The organism is Paracoccus actinidiae (assembly GCF_030863885.1).
GTDB lineage: Bacteria > Pseudomonadota > Alphaproteobacteria > Rhodobacterales > Rhodobacteraceae > Paracoccus > Paracoccus everestensis.
This window is the reverse complement of record NZ_CP132956.1, coordinates 3,654,310-3,669,046: the sequence shown is the minus strand read 5'-3', so window position 1 is coordinate 3,669,046 and position 14,737 is coordinate 3,654,310. Positions and strand designations below refer to the sequence as shown.

The following is a 14,737-nucleotide window of genomic DNA, read 5'->3' as shown; positions in this document are numbered from 1 at the left end:
TAGAGATTTGCCACTCACCATTTGCTGCCTCCTCCGGATCATCTTAAGGGCATCTCGAAAAATTGCCCTGACCTCTCATGCCACAACGACGTCGATCTCGACCAAGGGGTTCTTCTTGGCGTCCGAGCTCGCGTAGTGGTCGGAAAAATCAAAGAACCCAGCTGTGCAGCGTCCCGACCCAAGCAGCCGAATGCCGCTCGCCTCATATCGCAGCAGCCCGTCAGGGCAATTTTTCGAGGTGCCCTTAAGCAATATGTGGCTCGCCCGCCACCTGTACGATCCGGTTACGTTGCCACCGAGGACAGATTTGGGTTTCTGGATTGGGTTTGGCTGTCGCTCCCGGCCGAAACTGCCAAACTGGATTGGATTGCGGCTACCGGGCGAAGGGCGATTGCACTTTTCAGGAGGTCCTCAATTTCCCTGCGCTCTCCAAGGCGAGAGGTGGCATCATGAAGCGCGCCTTTAAGCGAAGCGATTTGGTCTTGCAGTGTCACGACCAGGCTCTCTGAGGCCTCGGCGCGGGAGCGCCACGATGATGCTTCGTCCTCCGTCTCGACCATCAGGTTATAGTAATTACCCGTTTCCTGTTCTTGCTCGGACAGTTTGGCTTGCAGGTCTTTGCTCAGGGTCTGGAAGTCGGCTGAGGCGAGTTCGAACGCTTGAAGCCAGAGGTCGGCGACAAGATCCGTATCCGTCCGGTGTGCCTGCTCTGACGGTGAAAGCCGGCGGTTGATAATGTCCATGTTCAATAGTGGACATCTTGAGGCACTCGATGGCGGGCAGGAAGGGGCAGAAGAAGCGGTTCTGGTCTGGTGAGGAGATACGCTCGATCTGCATGCAGACACGGGCGTACGGCGTATCTGTTGCACAGGTGGCGCTGCGCTATTCGATGAACTCGAACCTGCTTTTCACCTGGCTGCGGGACTCGCGGTTTTCTCCCGGGGGCGCCAAGTCCCCCGACGGTGTCCACGATGGCACTCTCTTCCTGCCGGTGGAAATCTCCGCTTCGGCCACCGCCTCACATTCGACGAATGGCGTCGCTGGGACACACCGATCAGTGGAAGCCCAGCCGATCGCGCAGCGCGTCGACATTACACTTTCCGACGGCCGGCGGATCCTGGTGGAAGGCCCGACGAGCCTGGCGGCGGTTTTGGGGCTGGTTCAGGGGCTGCTGTCATGATCCCGGTGCCGAGCAACACGCGCATCTGGTTGGCGGCCGGCGTCACGGACATGCGGCGGGGGTTCAACACGCTGGCGGCGCAGGCCGAGAAGGTTCTGGAGGAGGATCCCTATTCCGGTCATCTGTTCGTATTTCGCGGACGCCGGGGCGATCTTTTGAAGATCATTTGGTGGGATTCGCAGGGCGGATGTCTCTTTTTGAAGCGTCTCGAGCGTGGACGCTTTGTTTGGCCTGCCGCCAAGGAAGGGAAAGTCAGTCTCAGCCCCGCTCAGCTCTCCATGCTCGTGGAAGGGATCGACTGGCGAATGCCCCAAAAGACATGGCGCCCCACGCAGACAGGATAGGATATTAAACACGCCATTACAGCGGTTTATCGTTTCTTTGGAGCGATAGGGCGGGTATGGTTTTGGCATGTTGGAAAGCCTTGATCCCCTGCCTGACGACCCCCAAGACCTGAAGGGCTTGGTCATGCTGATGGGCGAGGAAATCAAGGCGCTGACGCTGAAGATCGAAGATCTGCGAGGACAGCTCGCAGGCCATCGCAAAGCGCGCTTCGGGTCGAAATCCGAAAGCCTCCAGCAGCTGGCCTTCGATCTGCAGGAGGACAAGGAGATCGCGGCAGCGGCCTCGGCCCAGCAGGATGAAACCGGCCAGGATGAAGGAGCCGGCAGCGACAAGCGGCGGAAACGCCAGCACAGTCGAGCACCGCTTCCCGATCATCTGGAACGACAAGCCGAGTTGCTGTCGCCAGGTGAGGCCTGCGCCTCATGCGGTGGAGCCCTGCGCGTGCTTGGCCAGGACGTGACACAGGAGCTTGAATACATTCCCGGGCGCTTTGTCGTCCGCGAGATCATTCGCCCGCGCACAGCCTGCTCCTGTTGTGAGCGCTTTGCGCAAGCACCAATGCCGAGCCGTCCCATCAACCGCGGTCGCGCGGGTCCCGGTCTGCTGGCGCATGTGCTGGTTGGCAAGTATTGCGACCATCTTCCGCTCTACAGGCAGTCCGAGATCTACGCCCGCGAGAAGATCGATCTGCATCGTTCGACGCTGACCGACTGGGTCGGCCGCTCGACCGCCTTGCTTGCGCCGCTGGCCGATCACATCGGCAAGCTGGTGCGCGCGGGTCCGGCTTTGTTCACCGATGACACGCCGGTCAAGATGCAGAGGTCGGGCAAGACCGGAAAGGCCCACACCGCACGGCTGTGGAGTTATGTTCGCGATGAACGACCATGGTGCGGGCAAGCACCGCCTTGTGCCTGGTATCAGTTCAGCACGGACCGCAAGGGTGCCCACCCCGCGACCCACATCAAGGGCTACACAGGCATCGTGCATGCAGACGGGTTCACCGGCTTCAACGGACTGTTCGGCCCGGGCCTGGCCAGCGAGCAGGCCTGCATGGTCCATGTCCGCCGCAAGTTCGTGGATGCCTTCGAACGCGAGGGATCGGCCATCGCCAGGGAAACCATCGAACGGATCGCCCGGCTCTATGCCGTCGAAAAGGAAGCGCGATACAAGACGCCAGAAGAGCGTGTCACTCTGAGACAGACGCGGGCAAAGCCCATCTTTGACGAGCTGGAAACCTGGCTGGCGCTGCAACTGCCGAAAATATCGGGCAAGACCAAGCTGGCGGAAGCCATTCGTTACGCGCTTGGCCGCATGCCAAAGGCGCGAGCCTATCTCGAGAACGGCCAGCTGGAGCTGGATAACAACATTTGCGAGCGGTCGATCAGGCCTGTGACTCTCGGAAGAAAAAACTACCTCTTCATGGGTTCAGAAGGCGGCGGCAAGGCCGCAGCCATTGCCTACACGCTTATCGAAACCTGCCGGATGAACGGTGTCGACCCCGAGGCATGGCTGACCTGGGTGCTGACCCACATCGCCGATCACAAGATCAATCGCATCGACGAACTCCTGCCCTGGAACTGGCAGAAAGCCTGAAAATCAACGGCAGTCACGCCGGACGGATACCAAGATCCTGCACCGCGGCGGGGATATCCGGCGCAGACCAAATCCTCCGCTCTCGACGGCGGAGCCTATTCTTGACCCGCGACACTGCGGGAGCGATGTCTCGTCTTGATCCGCCGGTCAGCTTGATTACTTCCTTAACAGAAATTTCCTCGCCCAAGGCGGTCAGTTCCTTGATGGCTGTCTCAACAACTGCTTCGTAATCCTTCTTGGCGCTGGTCTCATTAATCGTCATGTTGCATCCGTATGCTGCAGGGTAATCTTGGTAACATCGTTACCAACGGTACCATCATGGCCCCGTACATCAGGATTTGGTCTGAAAGGGATTAGTCCCAAATGGTTTGATAGTCTTGGCACCTCGCAATTGACCCGGCATCTGGACGGGCGCGTCGAACGGTCCTTCTGAACAGAGGCGGGAAAGCCCGATTAACGAACTTTCCCAATAAGTTACGGCATTATCCTACAGGCGATACGATGAGCCTGATTAAGGTCTGCGACGACCCTTATCGCCTGATGGAACTGCAAGAGAGTGACATAACACTCCTGCCTTGCTTGCTGCCCAGGAACGACTACCGTCTGCAGCCAGCCCCCGGACATGCAATGCTCGTCATTGACCCAGATTTTCTGTGTGAGGGGACCATGTGTCGCAATGATGCTGGACAGCAGTTGTGTCAGATCATCGAGCTCCGTCGAAGAGAAGACCTTTTTCGCCCTCGCCTGTCGCTGCAAAGCGGCCGCCAGATGCCGCTCACTTGCAGTCGAAGCAGCGTCTGCAACAACACCGGCGAGCGCCTGCTCCACCTCCGGCAACATTTGCAGCACTTGGTAGACCGCGTCCGCCACGGGATTGTCAATTGTCATGTCCAGTCCCCTTGTTCAAACACGTCGTCCAGGCTGTCGATGGTCAGCAGCGGGTCGTAGGGTTCCAAGCCTGCGGCAATCATCGCGTCCTCTAACCCGTCAGCCAGCAGACAGATCTCGTCGACGTAGGGGGCGTCCGGTGCGAGCATCGCAACATATTCCTCATGATCGAGGTCGAAATCATCCACATGCTGCAGCGTCAGGAGCTGATGCAGCCAGCCGATCTCTCTCTCAAGGCGGCTGGTGATTTCTGGATGACCAGCGATGTCGCTGATCAGCCGCTGCGTACGACGAAGCGAGGTTCTGCCGCCCAGCAAATCGCTGGCATTTTGCAGGGCGTCAATGTGATCGAGGATAAACTGATGAAGGGCGGAGGTAAAAAACCGACTCTGATGAAACATCTCGTGTTCCTGTATCTTTGCTCCGGGCGGGACACCCGGAGTGACAAGCAAACCCTCCTTCCTCCTGAATATGCATCATTGGCCTTTCAAGCTGCTCTCGAGCGAAGAGCGGCGTGAACAGGCAATGACAATATCTTACCGTATTCTCAACAGCCGCCGCTGGTTGTGAGGCAAGGATGGTTACGCAAGGAAAGGCGGTGATCAAACCGCGTTACCAATATTGGATGTGGCGCGGCAGCTTTGCCCTTTCCAAGCATTTGGATCATGTTCCGGCCGAATGGTGAGAAAATTCAGTGGCCGGCACTACAGCATCCGGCCATACACAGGTGAACCTACAGGTCCTACACGACAAGGGGCACTGGATGTTCCCGGAGCCGTGAGGTGTGCTCGGCAAACGCCCTGGCAGCTGAGACACCATCATAGTGATCGTAGTGTCGTGCAGTCGTCTGCGATGACCGGTGGCCCAGCAGGGCCGAAGCTGCCAGTGGTGACGAAAGGTATTCGCTGGCCTCAGTGGCGACGTTGTCTCGCAATCGGTGGACTGTAACTCGGACACCGAACGCCCTTTGGGTCATATCTCCGGTCAGTCGCCCGATGTGCGCTTCGCTGATCGCCGCACCTCGCGCAAGCATCGACGGGAAGAGAGCCGGGCCCTCATCAAATATGGGCCGAAACTCTCGCATATAATCGAGAAGGGCAGTTTGCAGTGGCTCGTTTATCAGAGCCTGTGAGTATGGTTCGCCAGCCTTCCGTGCCTCCAGGCGCTTGAGCATGCTTGCCGGGATTTCAATACGGATCAGCTCACCTTCTGCAACTTTCAGAGTGGTTCCAAAGGATAGACACGACAATGCACGGGCCCGCTGAGGTAAGGCGATGCCAAGTGCCAGCAGAAGCCCATTTCGGAACTGGCGGGCAGCATCTGGGCCTCGCACAATCATACGGCGCGCTTCGTCGATCAACGCAAAGCCAAGCTGGTAGATCTCCGACGCGCCGACGAGCTGCGCCCCGGTCTTTGAAGGCGATCCCTCCTGTTTCCCGCGGTGCCGCCACACCTGTGCCACAAACATGGCGCCGGTCGGTATAGCGTCCGGGGCAAGTATAGAATAGCCGATGAGAATGCGATCCAGGTAGTCTGCAACGCTGCTGGCGCTGGCACATCCATTCACGCCGTTGATTTTCTCCTCAGCAAAGCGTGAGAAGCCTTCCCCTGTCGGAATTGACGGACAGTTGGATCGGCTGTTGAAGTCTGCCCACAGCCGTAACGCGCCCAAGACACTCGACGTGAAGGCGGCACTCCAGATGCGTTGACGTCTCATCTGTATACCACGCTGCGAGGCACGGATGATCTCATCAAATGGCGGCTGCCAAGCTTCCGGAAGCATCCTCAAAGCGCAGGCTGCTTTCTCCCAATTTGACTTGCGCCGCGGCTTTTGCGTTACCCGATGAGCCCTCAAGACTTGCCCAAAATGCGCCGTCGGCGCAGCACCCCATTTGCGCGCGGCTTCACGCTGGACATGCGCAAACTCGGTCAACGCCTTCGGGCCCACCTCTGACAACCGGATTTCCAGATGCGCAGCCAACTCGTGCGCGTCTGGTATTGGCGACCAAGGATCAGCCTCCCGAACGCATCGTAGAAGCTGCAAATGAGCGTTCTCGATCATCCCATTTTCCTTTTTTTACTATCGGCCAGACACCCTGATCGTTTCGAACTGAGATGCTCCTGCCAGGCTTCGATCGCCAGGTTTTCATCGATTTCGGCATAATAATCCTGGGTTGTCTGGATGCTCTTGTGCCCAAGCAATCGTTGCACCTGTGGAAGATGGTCAGGACTGTCCTTGAGCCATATCCACCCGACCAAGTGCCGATAAAGGTGGGGATTGATCTTGATTCCCACATGACGAGCCAACAGGCGGGTCGTGCGCTGCAAAAGCGTCTTGTAGGGCTGATGGAGCCCATCATCCGTGCATCCCTGACCTGGGAAGATAAAGGGATTTCCCTCGCCGCCGGGGCGAAGCACCCGCGGACGCAGCTTATCGAGGTAAGTGCGCAGGAGGGTGCTGACCTCGCGTGAGAGGGGAATGGTAAGATCAGCATCCCCATGCTGGCGTGCCTTTACTTCGACGGCGGGCACGATAATGCGGGCCTCGTTGCCTTGCCATGCGACCCAGTCGAGACGGGCTCGCAGCAAATTGGCGCTGCGGGGGGCGCGGGCCAGCATGATGTCATGCGCCAAGGCTGCCATGACATCCCGGATCATTTCGGTATCCATCATATCGATGCGCCTTGGCAGCGAGCCATGCACCGTCTCGTGCTTACGACGCCGCCGATCCACACTCTTGTTGATCTCGGTCATGATCAGATCAGATAGCCGCGCCGTCGCTTGTATCTGGTCGCCCTTGAACTGCTTGAGCTTGGCCCGGTTGCGAGGCGCTATACCCCGACCGCCAACGGAGTAGTGCCGTATCATGTCCGCGATTTCCGCCAGGTCTTTCTCCGGAATGGCCACATAGCCGGCGGCAATCTTGTGCATCGATTTGAGGATGGTGGCGACGTAGTCGCTCGGATGTTCGCCCCGGTTGCTTGCTACAAGGGTCTCGGCTCCAGCCTCGAGAAATTCCGGGTCGGTGAGTTCTGCGATCGACTCCGGCACAATATCCGCGCTGGCGCCGATGGCTTTGGCCAGCGAGATCACATACCCCCGCCGTGTCTGCACTGTCCGAGGGGACCAGCAGTCCTTCCCCAGCAAGAATCCAGCTTGAGCAACGCTCTGCCGAGCGCTGCGCCTCACCTCGCCAGTTTCGCTTGATTGTCCCTTTAGTGTGCGCAGACGGATTTTTCTTGCGTCCAAGGGCACCTCAGCATCAAGACGCGCGATAATCTCTGCCATCGACAATCCGTCGCGCGACTGCTCACCTCGGGCCCACGGCGCAACTTTCTCGTCATATTCCTTCAGCAGGGGGGCAAGCAAAGCCAAGCTGACACCGAACTTGTCTCGCCTGTCGTGGAAGGGCACCTCGATCGATTTGAAGCCGAACCCGACAAAGTCCGGGCGAGCTGCCAGGCGCCGCAGAAGAGCAGCGATTTCCCTGACGTGCCTCTCGCACTTGGCTTCGCTCTTGGAGGACGTATCGAGCCGATGACGATAGTAATCGCCCAGAGTCATGCTGGTAATCTCCTGCGGCATGATCTCCATATCATGCAAATAAAGGATGAAGCTGCCGCTAAGCAGGCGCGCGGACATCGGCAAGTCGCTTGCCATGATCAGTTGGTGTATCTCGCGGTAAGGCCCATCGATGTCATCAATTCGTCGAGCGCGATCGCGTGCCTCACCGCCACCCACAGCTTTGATGAGAGTGGACCGATAGGTCGAATAACTGCTGTCGCTGAGGCCGTAGCGGGCTGGCTTATGAGCGTCGAAAAAGTCGATAATATCCTGCTTGCAGAGCGGAGTCATTTCGGCCGCCCAGCCAGCCTGTCGACAAAGCCAGCGCAACCGTGAGCAGAGAGCTTTGTCGCCCTTCCGCTCGGCATCTGAAATAAGCGCGGCATAGGTTTGCCGCCTTTCCGAGGACAGCGCGCACAGGTCAATTCCAGTCGCCCGTGACAAGGCGATCAGCGTTGCTTTTCGCGGCTGCAATCCGGGGATCGCGAAGATGTCGGAGACGCATTTCTGGCTCAATCCAGATCTGAGAGATAGGGAACGCTGAGACTCCCCGGTTTTCTGCAGATAATCATTCAGTGCATCAGATAAGGTCATGGTAATGGTCATTCGAGCTCGAGGTCAGGTGCACCCTGGGGCCTGACTCGGAGCTCGAATACCAATAGCCATTCGTCTTTTACCGTCCACGATTTACCAAGCTTTGCCGCCTGTAGTTTAACTCGGCCATGGGGAGTCGGACAGCCGTGGTTGATCCAGTCGCGGATCGTATGGGGGTCGCGGCGAAACAACTCGGCAACCTCGGCGATGGTGTAATACTTTGGCTTTTTCATTCGCGCCCTTCCTTTTCTAATAAAGAGATGGTTCCATTCGGCGCAAGATCAAAATATATCTAAGATATTTTTGTATGTTTCCGAGTTTTCATGTTTCTGGGTCAAGCCGGTACAAGTATCCTATAAATACCGGGCCGACCCTTCTTTCCGAGTATCTTTATTATTTCCGTCGCTTCCTGAATGACCCCATATTCCAGATAACAACAAGATTGAGCTGGAATAATGACTATCAAAGAAAATAATCGCGATGCATTTGGGCGTTTTCGGGGCCAGGGGGCATTTGACTCGGACGTTGCCGCTGAGGTGCCCAACTATGTGCCGGTTGGAGATGTCGGAGAGAGGCTCGAGAACATTCTCCAGAGATCGTACCTCGAGCTTGGCCAGGTAAGCTCAGATGATGGAAGAATACCGGCTATTGTATGCCGGGCCAGCCCAGGTGCGGGCAAGAGCAGGCAAATGCGGCACTTGCTGGCAAGTCTCGCAGATGCCGGGGAACTGCCCCGAACGTCTTATCATGTACCTACCCTTGATCTTGCGGAGGAGGCTGCTGCCGAGGCGCGTTGCATGGACATAGACGCTGTTGCAATCCGCGGACGGTCTGCGATACGGCCGGACCGGACTGGTCCCATGTGCACACGGTCTGTGCTGGCGGAGCGCGTGTCGCGCTTGCACGGCAATGTCCGGGATAGCCTCTGTGAGCGAAAACAGTCCGATGGGACGTTGCATCGCTGCCCTGACTTCGGAACCTGCGCGTATCTGGATCAGTTTAAGCACCCGGCGCAGGTGCGGTTCTTGGCATCACACTACCTCGGGCTCCCGGAACCCGGTGGAGAACCAGCCGCCGTAAGGATTGTCGATGAGACTATGTGGCGGCAGTTTTTGCGCCGTGCAGATCTATCGGTGGCCGACTTTTTGTCCCCCCGTTTTTCGTTCCCGCAAGACGCGTTGGGCGAGCATGCGGACCTCCTTGCCGCGTCGAGTGCTGTGGTCGCGGCTCTCCATGATGGCCGCTCTCCGCTACTGCTGCCGTATGCTGTGGACGACTATCAGCGGTTTGCAGCCTTGGAATACAAAGCAATGCCAGATCTGCGGGGCTTGCGGCCGGGCGCTGCCTGGGACCGTCAGGATCAGGAAATTACGAAGGCGGAAAAGGCGGGGAACAGGGTCACCGTACTCGCTGCTGCATGGAGAACATTGGCAGAAGCCAAAGCTGCTGGCCTCGAAATGACCGAACGCCTACGGCTTGTTGAGGCTGAGGGCCGTCCGGTACTCCGCATCACGTGGCGTGCGGGCATCAAGCATGATCAGCCGATGCTGGTTCTGGATGCCGATGCAGACGCGGCCATACTCGCAGCGATCGGGCTTGAGGTTCATGGCGATCATGACCTTTCGATGCGACCAAATGCGCATGTGAGGCAGTTGCTCGACCGCCGGATGACAACGTCCAGGTTGCTGCAAAGCCCGGACCTTCGGGAGAGCTGGCGCCGGATTATTGTGCGCGAGGTATTTGAAGATCGACTGACGGGCGGAGGGGGGGTGCTTGTCGGGGCCTCCCGCAAGGTCGTGCGAGCCATGTTTAAAGATGCAGATCATTCCTTCAGCGAAATGTCTGAAGACCAAATTTCGCAAGTGATGCTTGGGACGCACCTGCATGGCGCAAGGTGGCTCTGGTTTGGCGGAGGCTCGCTCGGCTCAAACCGATATGAGACCTGCACGCGTGTTATCGTGATCGGCCGAGAGGAGCTGCCTATAGACATACTCGAAGACCAAGGGCGAGCTCTATTTGGGGATGTGCCCGGCAATCCGCTGACGTTCGCAGCACAAGATAGTACGGGGCGCACTCTCCTTCCACAGCGCGAGGTTCCGTACTTGATGGCCGATGGCTCAGCCAAGGCTGTCAACGTCCCGTGCCACCCTGATCCGCGGATCCATCTTTTGCAGCAACAGAGCAGAGAGCTCGCCACGCGGCAGTTGATCGAGCGTCTGCGGCTGGCACGGGCTAAGTCGCCAAAGCATGTCCTGATCGGATGTAACATCCCAATTCCAGGGATGCCGGTCGACCGGCTTGTATCCTGGGAAGAGCTTTGCCCTGACCGACTGACTGCGGCGCTGATCGATGGCTTGACCTATAAAGGTGGTGTGAGGCTGACGCCCGCCGGGTTGCATGAAGGAAGCCCCAGAGTATTCAGCTCACTTGAGGCTGCGCGCGTCTTCTTGAAGCGCCGGACGCTCAATCGGAGCGAGGCGGCCAAAAGCTTCGCCGATAGGTTTTCATCCAGAGACATTCTTTCCATGCGAATACGCAATTCTCAACCCATGGCCAGGACAGAAACTGCCTTGATGCTCAGATCATTGGCCGATCCCATACAGTCAGTAGCGCATCGTCTATGGGGTCCCTGTCAGTTCGTTTAGAGTAAAGACACCGCTGCAGGGCAATCGCATATGGCTCATGCTGCTAAGCTGTTGAGAACGCTGCGTAGGAAGTCGTCGTCCCAGCCGGCTCGCTTGAGCTTGATGGAGAGGGAGCCGTCCGAGGTGTCCCTGCGCATAACGTCGAGGGCGCGGCGGCGCAGGACGGCGATGTTGCCGGGGCTGTTATTCTTGCGGTTGCGCGCGGCGTCCTCGCGGAAAGAGACATCAAGCTGCCAGTGCAAGGCGTTCTCGCTGGCCCAGTGGGCGCGCACGGTGGCCAGCAGGACGTCCGGCGTCGGCATCCACGACAGTGCGAAGTATCGCGTCCGGGGAACCTGCGGATCGTTAGTAATAGAGCGAATAAACTCCGCAGCAATTCGAACGCCGAGGAATTGCTCAAGATCGTAAAGGACGCGCGTAATTTAGAGACTATCGAAGCGGCAAAATCCAGTCTCTGACAGGGATCCTATCCCACCTATCCGCAGCGAACGCCAACGCCGCCCGGATATCTGCTGGCGTCAACTCAGGGAAGTCCGAAAGTATCTCGGCCTCGCTCATCCCCGACGCCAGCCATCCCAGGATATCCCCCACCGTGACACGCAGGCCACGGATCACCGGGCGCCCCCCACGCAAGCCCGGAACCGTGGTGACGATCCCTGCGCCAGGCACACCGTTTTTATCGATCCATGCCCGCTCCTGAGCGAGGGCTTCTGCATTTTCCTCTAACCATTTCTCGTGGTCTTCTTGCTTCCCCTCCCGCTCCAACGCCCTCCGCATGGCCTCCTTCAAAACCTCTTCTGGGCTGGTGTATCGTCCAGACGCGACCTCGTTCTGGACGAACTCCCAGTCCTCATCGGATACTTCTATCTCGCGCGTCGGCATCCAATCACCTCCCGGTATGTAACCCTTACTTACCGGCGCCTTACCAGCTACGAAAACCCGTCTCCGTGCATCTGCGCGATATACCGGTCAATCGCTGCATCGTCTCCCTCGCGGAGAATATCCATCATGCTGCCGCCCTGCCCTACTGGATCGTTCGGTGTAGTGAGCACATCAAGGACATGCATCGGGTCATCATCTGCGTGGAGGGCGAGTAACTCGGAAAGCCGTTCGAGAACCTGTCCGTTATGAAATTGCTGTGCAGGAAAAATCCACTGGCCACCGCATGCGTGAGCTTCAGGACATCTCTGAAAACGCGTTCTTTCGCACGACCGAAGGCGGCCATTTCGGCGCAGGATGACGCACCGCACAGCACCGACACGAAGGCGATGACGAGCAACTCGCTGCCATTGCAGGTTCGGAAGCTGCGCCTGTTTAGCATTATAGCCGCGCGCGGAGCCTCAAAAGTTTGCGCAGCGGGCGGCTATAACCGGGGGCTCACTTGCGGTGCTCACCCGTATTGCGGACCACCAGCGCCGGAGGGTCCGGATAGACCTCGAGGCTCGGCGCGCGGTTGCCGAGTCTGCCCTGCAGGACCTGCGCCAAGTCACGGATCGCCCGATGATCGGTGGCGAGGTTGTAAAGGTTTGCAGATGGGAGGACCCTCTTTTGCGGGCCAGAACGTGAGCTGCCAGCATCACGCGGCAGGGTCGCGGAGATATCTCCAGATCATTTTGCGACATCCTGTTGACATGCTTCGCCTCTCTGGAACAAAACAGGAACACGATTTGTTTATCTGCAACCGCTTCCCTTGGAGCCACCCCTTCTCATGCCTGCCCGGACCTTCAATCCTGCCCTGGCCGCCCTGCGTGAGCAGATCGCCCGGATGGAAGGCGATGGTGGACCGGAGCGAAGTGTGTTGCCCTTCGGGGTGCCGGACCTTGACCGCCGTCTGCCCGGTGGCGGCCTGGCGCTTGGCTGCCTGCACGAGGTGGCAGGCGGCGGCAATGGCGCGGTCGACGGGGCCGCGGCCTCCTGCTTTGCCGCGGGCATCGCCGCGCGGCTGCCGGGACAGGTGCTCTGGTGTGTGACGCAGGCGGACCTCTTCGCGCCAGGCCTCGAGCAGGCGGGTCTTGGTCCGGACCGGGTGATCTATGTGGAGGCCGGTGACGATGTCTCGGTGCTGGCCTGCATGGAGGAAGGCCTACGCCATGGTGAGCTGGGTGCGGTGGTGGCCGATGTCGCGCGGCTCTCAATGACGGCTTCGCGCAGGTTGCACCTCGCGGCCAAGCGATCGGGCACAACGGGCATTGCGCTGCGCCGCTGGCGGCGTCAGCAGGAGGCCTATGACTTCGGCCAACCCACGGCGGCGATGACCCGCTGGCGCATCTCGGTGTTGCCTTCCGCCTCCTTGCCTGTTCCCGGTCTCGGCCGCGCCCGCTGGCTCATCGAGTTGATCCGGGCACGGGCGGGGGAAAGTCTCGATATCGAACTGGAGGCATGCGATGGCACGGGTCATCTCGGTCACCCTGCCGTTCTGGCCGATCGACCGGCTCAGGCGGTCGGCGCCTGAGGCAGCATCTGCGTCGGACGAGAGGCCGCTGGTGTTGGCAGGGCGGATCGGCAACCGCTGGCTGGTGACAGCGACTTGTGCTGTGGCCCAAGATCTGGGACTCTCGGTTGGCATGCCGGTGAGCAAGGCGCAGGCGATGATCCCGGACCTGCAGGTGCTGCCGCACGATCCCCAGGCCGATACCGCGTCGCTGGAACGGCTGGCGCTCTGGGTGCTGCAGCGGGTCTCGCCCATCGTCGCGGTCGATCCGCCCGACGGGCTGGTGATCGACTCGACTGGCGCCGATCATCTCCATGGCGGCGAGGAAGCGATGCTCGAGACACTGATCGGCCGGCTGATGGTGTCCGGCGTCACGGCCTGCGCCGCTGTCGCTGATACTTGGGGCGCTGCCCACGCCTTGGCCCGGCATGTCGCAGCGCCGATGCATGTGGCGGAGCCGGGCACAGCCGAGGCGCTGCTGAGCCCCCTGCCCCTTGCTGCCCTGCGGCTGCCGCCCGCGACGCTCGCGAACCTCCGCACCCAGGGCTTTGTCTGCATCGGCGATCTCTTGCATCAACCCCGCGCGCCGCTGACCCGGCGCTTCGGCCTGGACCTCTGCCGCAGGCTGGATCAGGCTCTGGGCCATGCGTCGGAACCGATCGAGCCGCTACGCCCCGTAGACCTCGTCGAGGTGCGCCGCAGCTTTGCCGAGCCGATCGCCGCGGCCGAGACCATCGCCCGCTATATCGGCAAGCTGGTGGTCCAGCTTTGCGCGGTCTTGGAGGAACGGGGCCTCGGGGCCCGTAGGCTCGATCTCCTCTGCTGGCGGGTCGATGCCCATGTGCAGACGGTGCGCGTGGGTCTCGCCCGCCCGCAGCGCGACCCGCAGCGGCTGACCCGGCTTCTCTGCGAGAAGATCGAGACCATTGCGCCCGGCTTCGGCATCGAGATCCTGTCGCTTACCGCCGTGATGGTCGAACCGCTGGAAGCCCGGCAGGTGGCCAGCTCGCTCTTGGAGGCCTCGGCCGCCGATCTCTCCAGTCTCGTCGATGTTCTGGCAAACCGCGTCGGCACCCGCGGCGTCTACCGCATGGCGCCGGTGTCGAGCGATGTGCCCGAGCGCTCCGTGACCCGCATCGCGGCCCTTTCCGACGCGGTGGGCTCTGGCTGGCCCGATCACTGGCCGCGGCCCACGCGCCTGCTGCCCCGGCCCGAGCCGATCGAGACCCTGGCGCTGCTGCCCGATCATCCGCCGGTCTCCATCACCTGGCGCGGCATCCGCCGCAAGGTGGCCCGCGCCGATGGACCCGAGCGGGTCTTTGGGGAATGGTGGAAGCGCGACGCGGAGATGATTGCGGTGCGGGACTACTTCCGCATCGAGGATGAGAGCGGGGAGCGCTACTGGGTGTTTCGGGCGGGCGACGGCGAGAACAGCGGGACCGGCTCCCATCGCTGGTTTTTGCATGGTGTCTTCGGATGAATGCGACGTCGGACAAG

General features: G+C 59.9%; 15 protein-coding genes. 6 read left to right on the top strand and 9 right to left on the bottom strand.

Annotation, left to right across the window (positions count from 1 at the left end; genetic code table 11):
* Positions 1-284: 284 nt before the first annotated feature.
* Positions 285-743 carry a hypothetical protein gene (locus Q5701_RS18270; RefSeq protein ID WP_306752397.1) on the bottom strand — a complete coding sequence of 153 codons (459 nt, stop codon included), beginning with the start codon at positions 741-743 and terminating at the stop codon, positions 285-287.
* A gap of 29 nt (positions 744-772) precedes the next feature.
* Here Q5701_RS18270 and Q5701_RS18265 point away from each other — a divergent pair, with 29 nt between their 5' ends.
* The 3 genes from Q5701_RS18265 (at position 773) to tnpC (ending at position 3,118) form a co-directional block, all read left to right on the top strand.
* Positions 773-1,180, top strand: a complete 408-nt coding sequence (locus Q5701_RS18265; protein WP_306752396.1) for a transposase — start codon at positions 773-775, stop codon at positions 1,178-1,180.
* Positions 1,177-1,524, top strand: a complete 348-nt coding sequence (gene tnpB, locus Q5701_RS18260; protein ID WP_306752395.1) for an IS66 family insertion sequence element accessory protein TnpB — start codon at positions 1,177-1,179, stop codon at positions 1,522-1,524. Before Q5701_RS18265 ends, tnpB begins: the two co-directional genes overlap by 4 nt.
* A 124-nt stretch (positions 1,525-1,648) precedes the next feature.
* Entirely contained in the window at positions 1,649-3,118 is a 1,470-nt protein-coding gene (gene tnpC / locus Q5701_RS18255; protein WP_306752394.1) for an IS66 family transposase, read from the top strand.
* Positions 3,119-3,131: 13 nt separating this feature from the next.
* On the opposite strand, the gene Q5701_RS18250 is transcribed toward tnpC, so the two are convergent.
* From Q5701_RS18250 to Q5701_RS18225, 6 genes are all read right to left on the bottom strand, one after another.
* Complete coding sequence (locus Q5701_RS18250) at positions 3,132-3,380, bottom strand: DNA-binding protein (protein WP_306752393.1); 249 nt, start codon at positions 3,378-3,380, stop codon at positions 3,132-3,134.
* Positions 3,381-3,592: 212 nt separating this feature from the next.
* Positions 3,593-4,006, bottom strand: a complete 414-nt coding sequence (locus Q5701_RS18245; protein ID WP_306752392.1) for a hypothetical protein — start codon at positions 4,004-4,006, stop codon at positions 3,593-3,595.
* Positions 4,003-4,407, bottom strand: a complete 405-nt coding sequence (locus Q5701_RS18240; protein WP_306752391.1) for a hypothetical protein — start codon at positions 4,405-4,407, stop codon at positions 4,003-4,005. Before Q5701_RS18240 ends, Q5701_RS18245 begins: the two co-directional genes overlap by 4 nt.
* A gap of 341 nt (positions 4,408-4,748) precedes the next feature.
* The gene (locus tag Q5701_RS18235) at positions 4,749-6,068 is read right to left on the bottom strand and encodes a site-specific integrase (protein WP_306752390.1); all 1,320 of its coding nucleotides are present in this window, start codon (positions 6,066-6,068) and stop codon (positions 4,749-4,751) included.
* Positions 6,065-8,176 (bottom strand): site-specific integrase, encoded by a 2,112-nt coding sequence (locus Q5701_RS18230; protein ID WP_306752389.1) that lies wholly within the window; start codon positions 8,174-8,176, stop codon positions 6,065-6,067. Before Q5701_RS18230 ends, Q5701_RS18235 begins: the two co-directional genes overlap by 4 nt.
* Positions 8,173-8,397, bottom strand: coding sequence for a helix-turn-helix domain-containing protein (locus tag Q5701_RS18225; RefSeq protein ID WP_306752388.1), 225 nt, complete (start codon positions 8,395-8,397; stop codon positions 8,173-8,175). The genes Q5701_RS18230 and Q5701_RS18225 overlap by 4 nt, the downstream gene beginning before the upstream one ends.
* 1,035 nt (positions 8,398-9,432) lie before the next feature.
* Here Q5701_RS18225 and Q5701_RS18220 point away from each other — a divergent pair.
* Positions 9,433-10,809: a hypothetical protein gene (locus Q5701_RS18220; protein ID WP_306752387.1), complete on the top strand. Its 1,377-nt coding sequence runs from the start codon at positions 9,433-9,435 to the stop codon at positions 10,807-10,809.
* A 35-nt stretch (positions 10,810-10,844) separates the two neighbouring features.
* On the opposite strand, the gene Q5701_RS18215 is transcribed toward Q5701_RS18220, so the two are convergent.
* Both Q5701_RS18215 and Q5701_RS18210 read right to left on the bottom strand, forming a co-directional pair.
* Positions 10,845-11,111, bottom strand: coding sequence for a transposase (locus Q5701_RS18215; protein ID WP_373568567.1), 267 nt, complete (start codon positions 11,109-11,111; stop codon positions 10,845-10,847).
* Positions 11,112-11,238: 127 nt separating this feature from the next.
* Positions 11,239-11,691 (bottom strand): type II toxin-antitoxin system CcdA family antitoxin, encoded by a 453-nt coding sequence (locus Q5701_RS18210; RefSeq protein WP_306752386.1) that lies wholly within the window; start codon positions 11,689-11,691, stop codon positions 11,239-11,241.
* Between the two features lie 826 nt (positions 11,692-12,517).
* Here Q5701_RS18210 and Q5701_RS18205 point away from each other — a divergent pair.
* Together Q5701_RS18205 and Q5701_RS18200 are read left to right on the top strand one after the other, a co-directional pair.
* Positions 12,518-13,261: an ImuA family protein gene (locus Q5701_RS18205; RefSeq protein WP_306752385.1), complete on the top strand. Its 744-nt coding sequence runs from the start codon at positions 12,518-12,520 to the stop codon at positions 13,259-13,261.
* The gene (locus Q5701_RS18200) at positions 13,194-14,720 is read left to right on the top strand and encodes a Y-family DNA polymerase (RefSeq protein ID WP_306752384.1); all 1,527 of its coding nucleotides are present in this window, start codon (positions 13,194-13,196) and stop codon (positions 14,718-14,720) included. The genes Q5701_RS18205 and Q5701_RS18200 overlap by 68 nt, the downstream gene beginning before the upstream one ends.
* Positions 14,721-14,737: the final 17 nt, after the last annotated feature.

What these genes read in the sequence shown, in the direction of transcription:
- Q5701_RS18270 (WP_306752397.1), bottom strand. Translation starts at nt 743, where the DNA reads ATGGACATTATCAACCGCCGGCTTTCACCGTCAGAGCAGGCACACCGG.
- Q5701_RS18265 (WP_306752396.1), top strand. Translation starts at nt 773, where the DNA reads ATGGCGGGCAGGAAGGGGCAGAAGAAGCGGTTCTGGTCTGGTGAGGAG.
- tnpB (WP_306752395.1), top strand. Translation starts at nt 1,177, where the DNA reads ATGATCCCGGTGCCGAGCAACACGCGCATCTGGTTGGCGGCCGGCGTC.
- tnpC (WP_306752394.1), top strand. Translation starts at nt 1,649, where the DNA reads ATGCTGATGGGCGAGGAAATCAAGGCGCTGACGCTGAAGATCGAAGAT.
- Q5701_RS18250 (WP_306752393.1), bottom strand. Translation starts at nt 3,380, where the DNA reads ATGACGATTAATGAGACCAGCGCCAAGAAGGATTACGAAGCAGTTGTT.
- Q5701_RS18245 (WP_306752392.1), bottom strand. Translation starts at nt 4,006, where the DNA reads ATGACAATTGACAATCCCGTGGCGGACGCGGTCTACCAAGTGCTGCAA.
- Q5701_RS18240 (WP_306752391.1), bottom strand. Translation starts at nt 4,407, where the DNA reads ATGTTTCATCAGAGTCGGTTTTTTACCTCCGCCCTTCATCAGTTTATC.
- Q5701_RS18235 (WP_306752390.1), bottom strand. Translation starts at nt 6,068, where the DNA reads ATGATCGAGAACGCTCATTTGCAGCTTCTACGATGCGTTCGGGAGGCT.
- Q5701_RS18230 (WP_306752389.1), bottom strand. Translation starts at nt 8,176, where the DNA reads ATGACCATTACCATGACCTTATCTGATGCACTGAATGATTATCTGCAG.
- Q5701_RS18225 (WP_306752388.1), bottom strand. Translation starts at nt 8,397, where the DNA reads ATGAAAAAGCCAAAGTATTACACCATCGCCGAGGTTGCCGAGTTGTTT.
- Q5701_RS18215 (WP_373568567.1), bottom strand. Translation starts at nt 11,111, where the DNA reads ATGCCGACGCCGGACGTCCTGCTGGCCACCGTGCGCGCCCACTGGGCC.
- Q5701_RS18210 (WP_306752386.1), bottom strand. Translation starts at nt 11,691, where the DNA reads ATGCCGACGCGCGAGATAGAAGTATCCGATGAGGACTGGGAGTTCGTC.
- Q5701_RS18205 (WP_306752385.1), top strand. Translation starts at nt 12,518, where the DNA reads ATGCCTGCCCGGACCTTCAATCCTGCCCTGGCCGCCCTGCGTGAGCAG.
- Q5701_RS18200 (WP_306752384.1), top strand. Translation starts at nt 13,194, where the DNA reads ATGGCACGGGTCATCTCGGTCACCCTGCCGTTCTGGCCGATCGACCGG.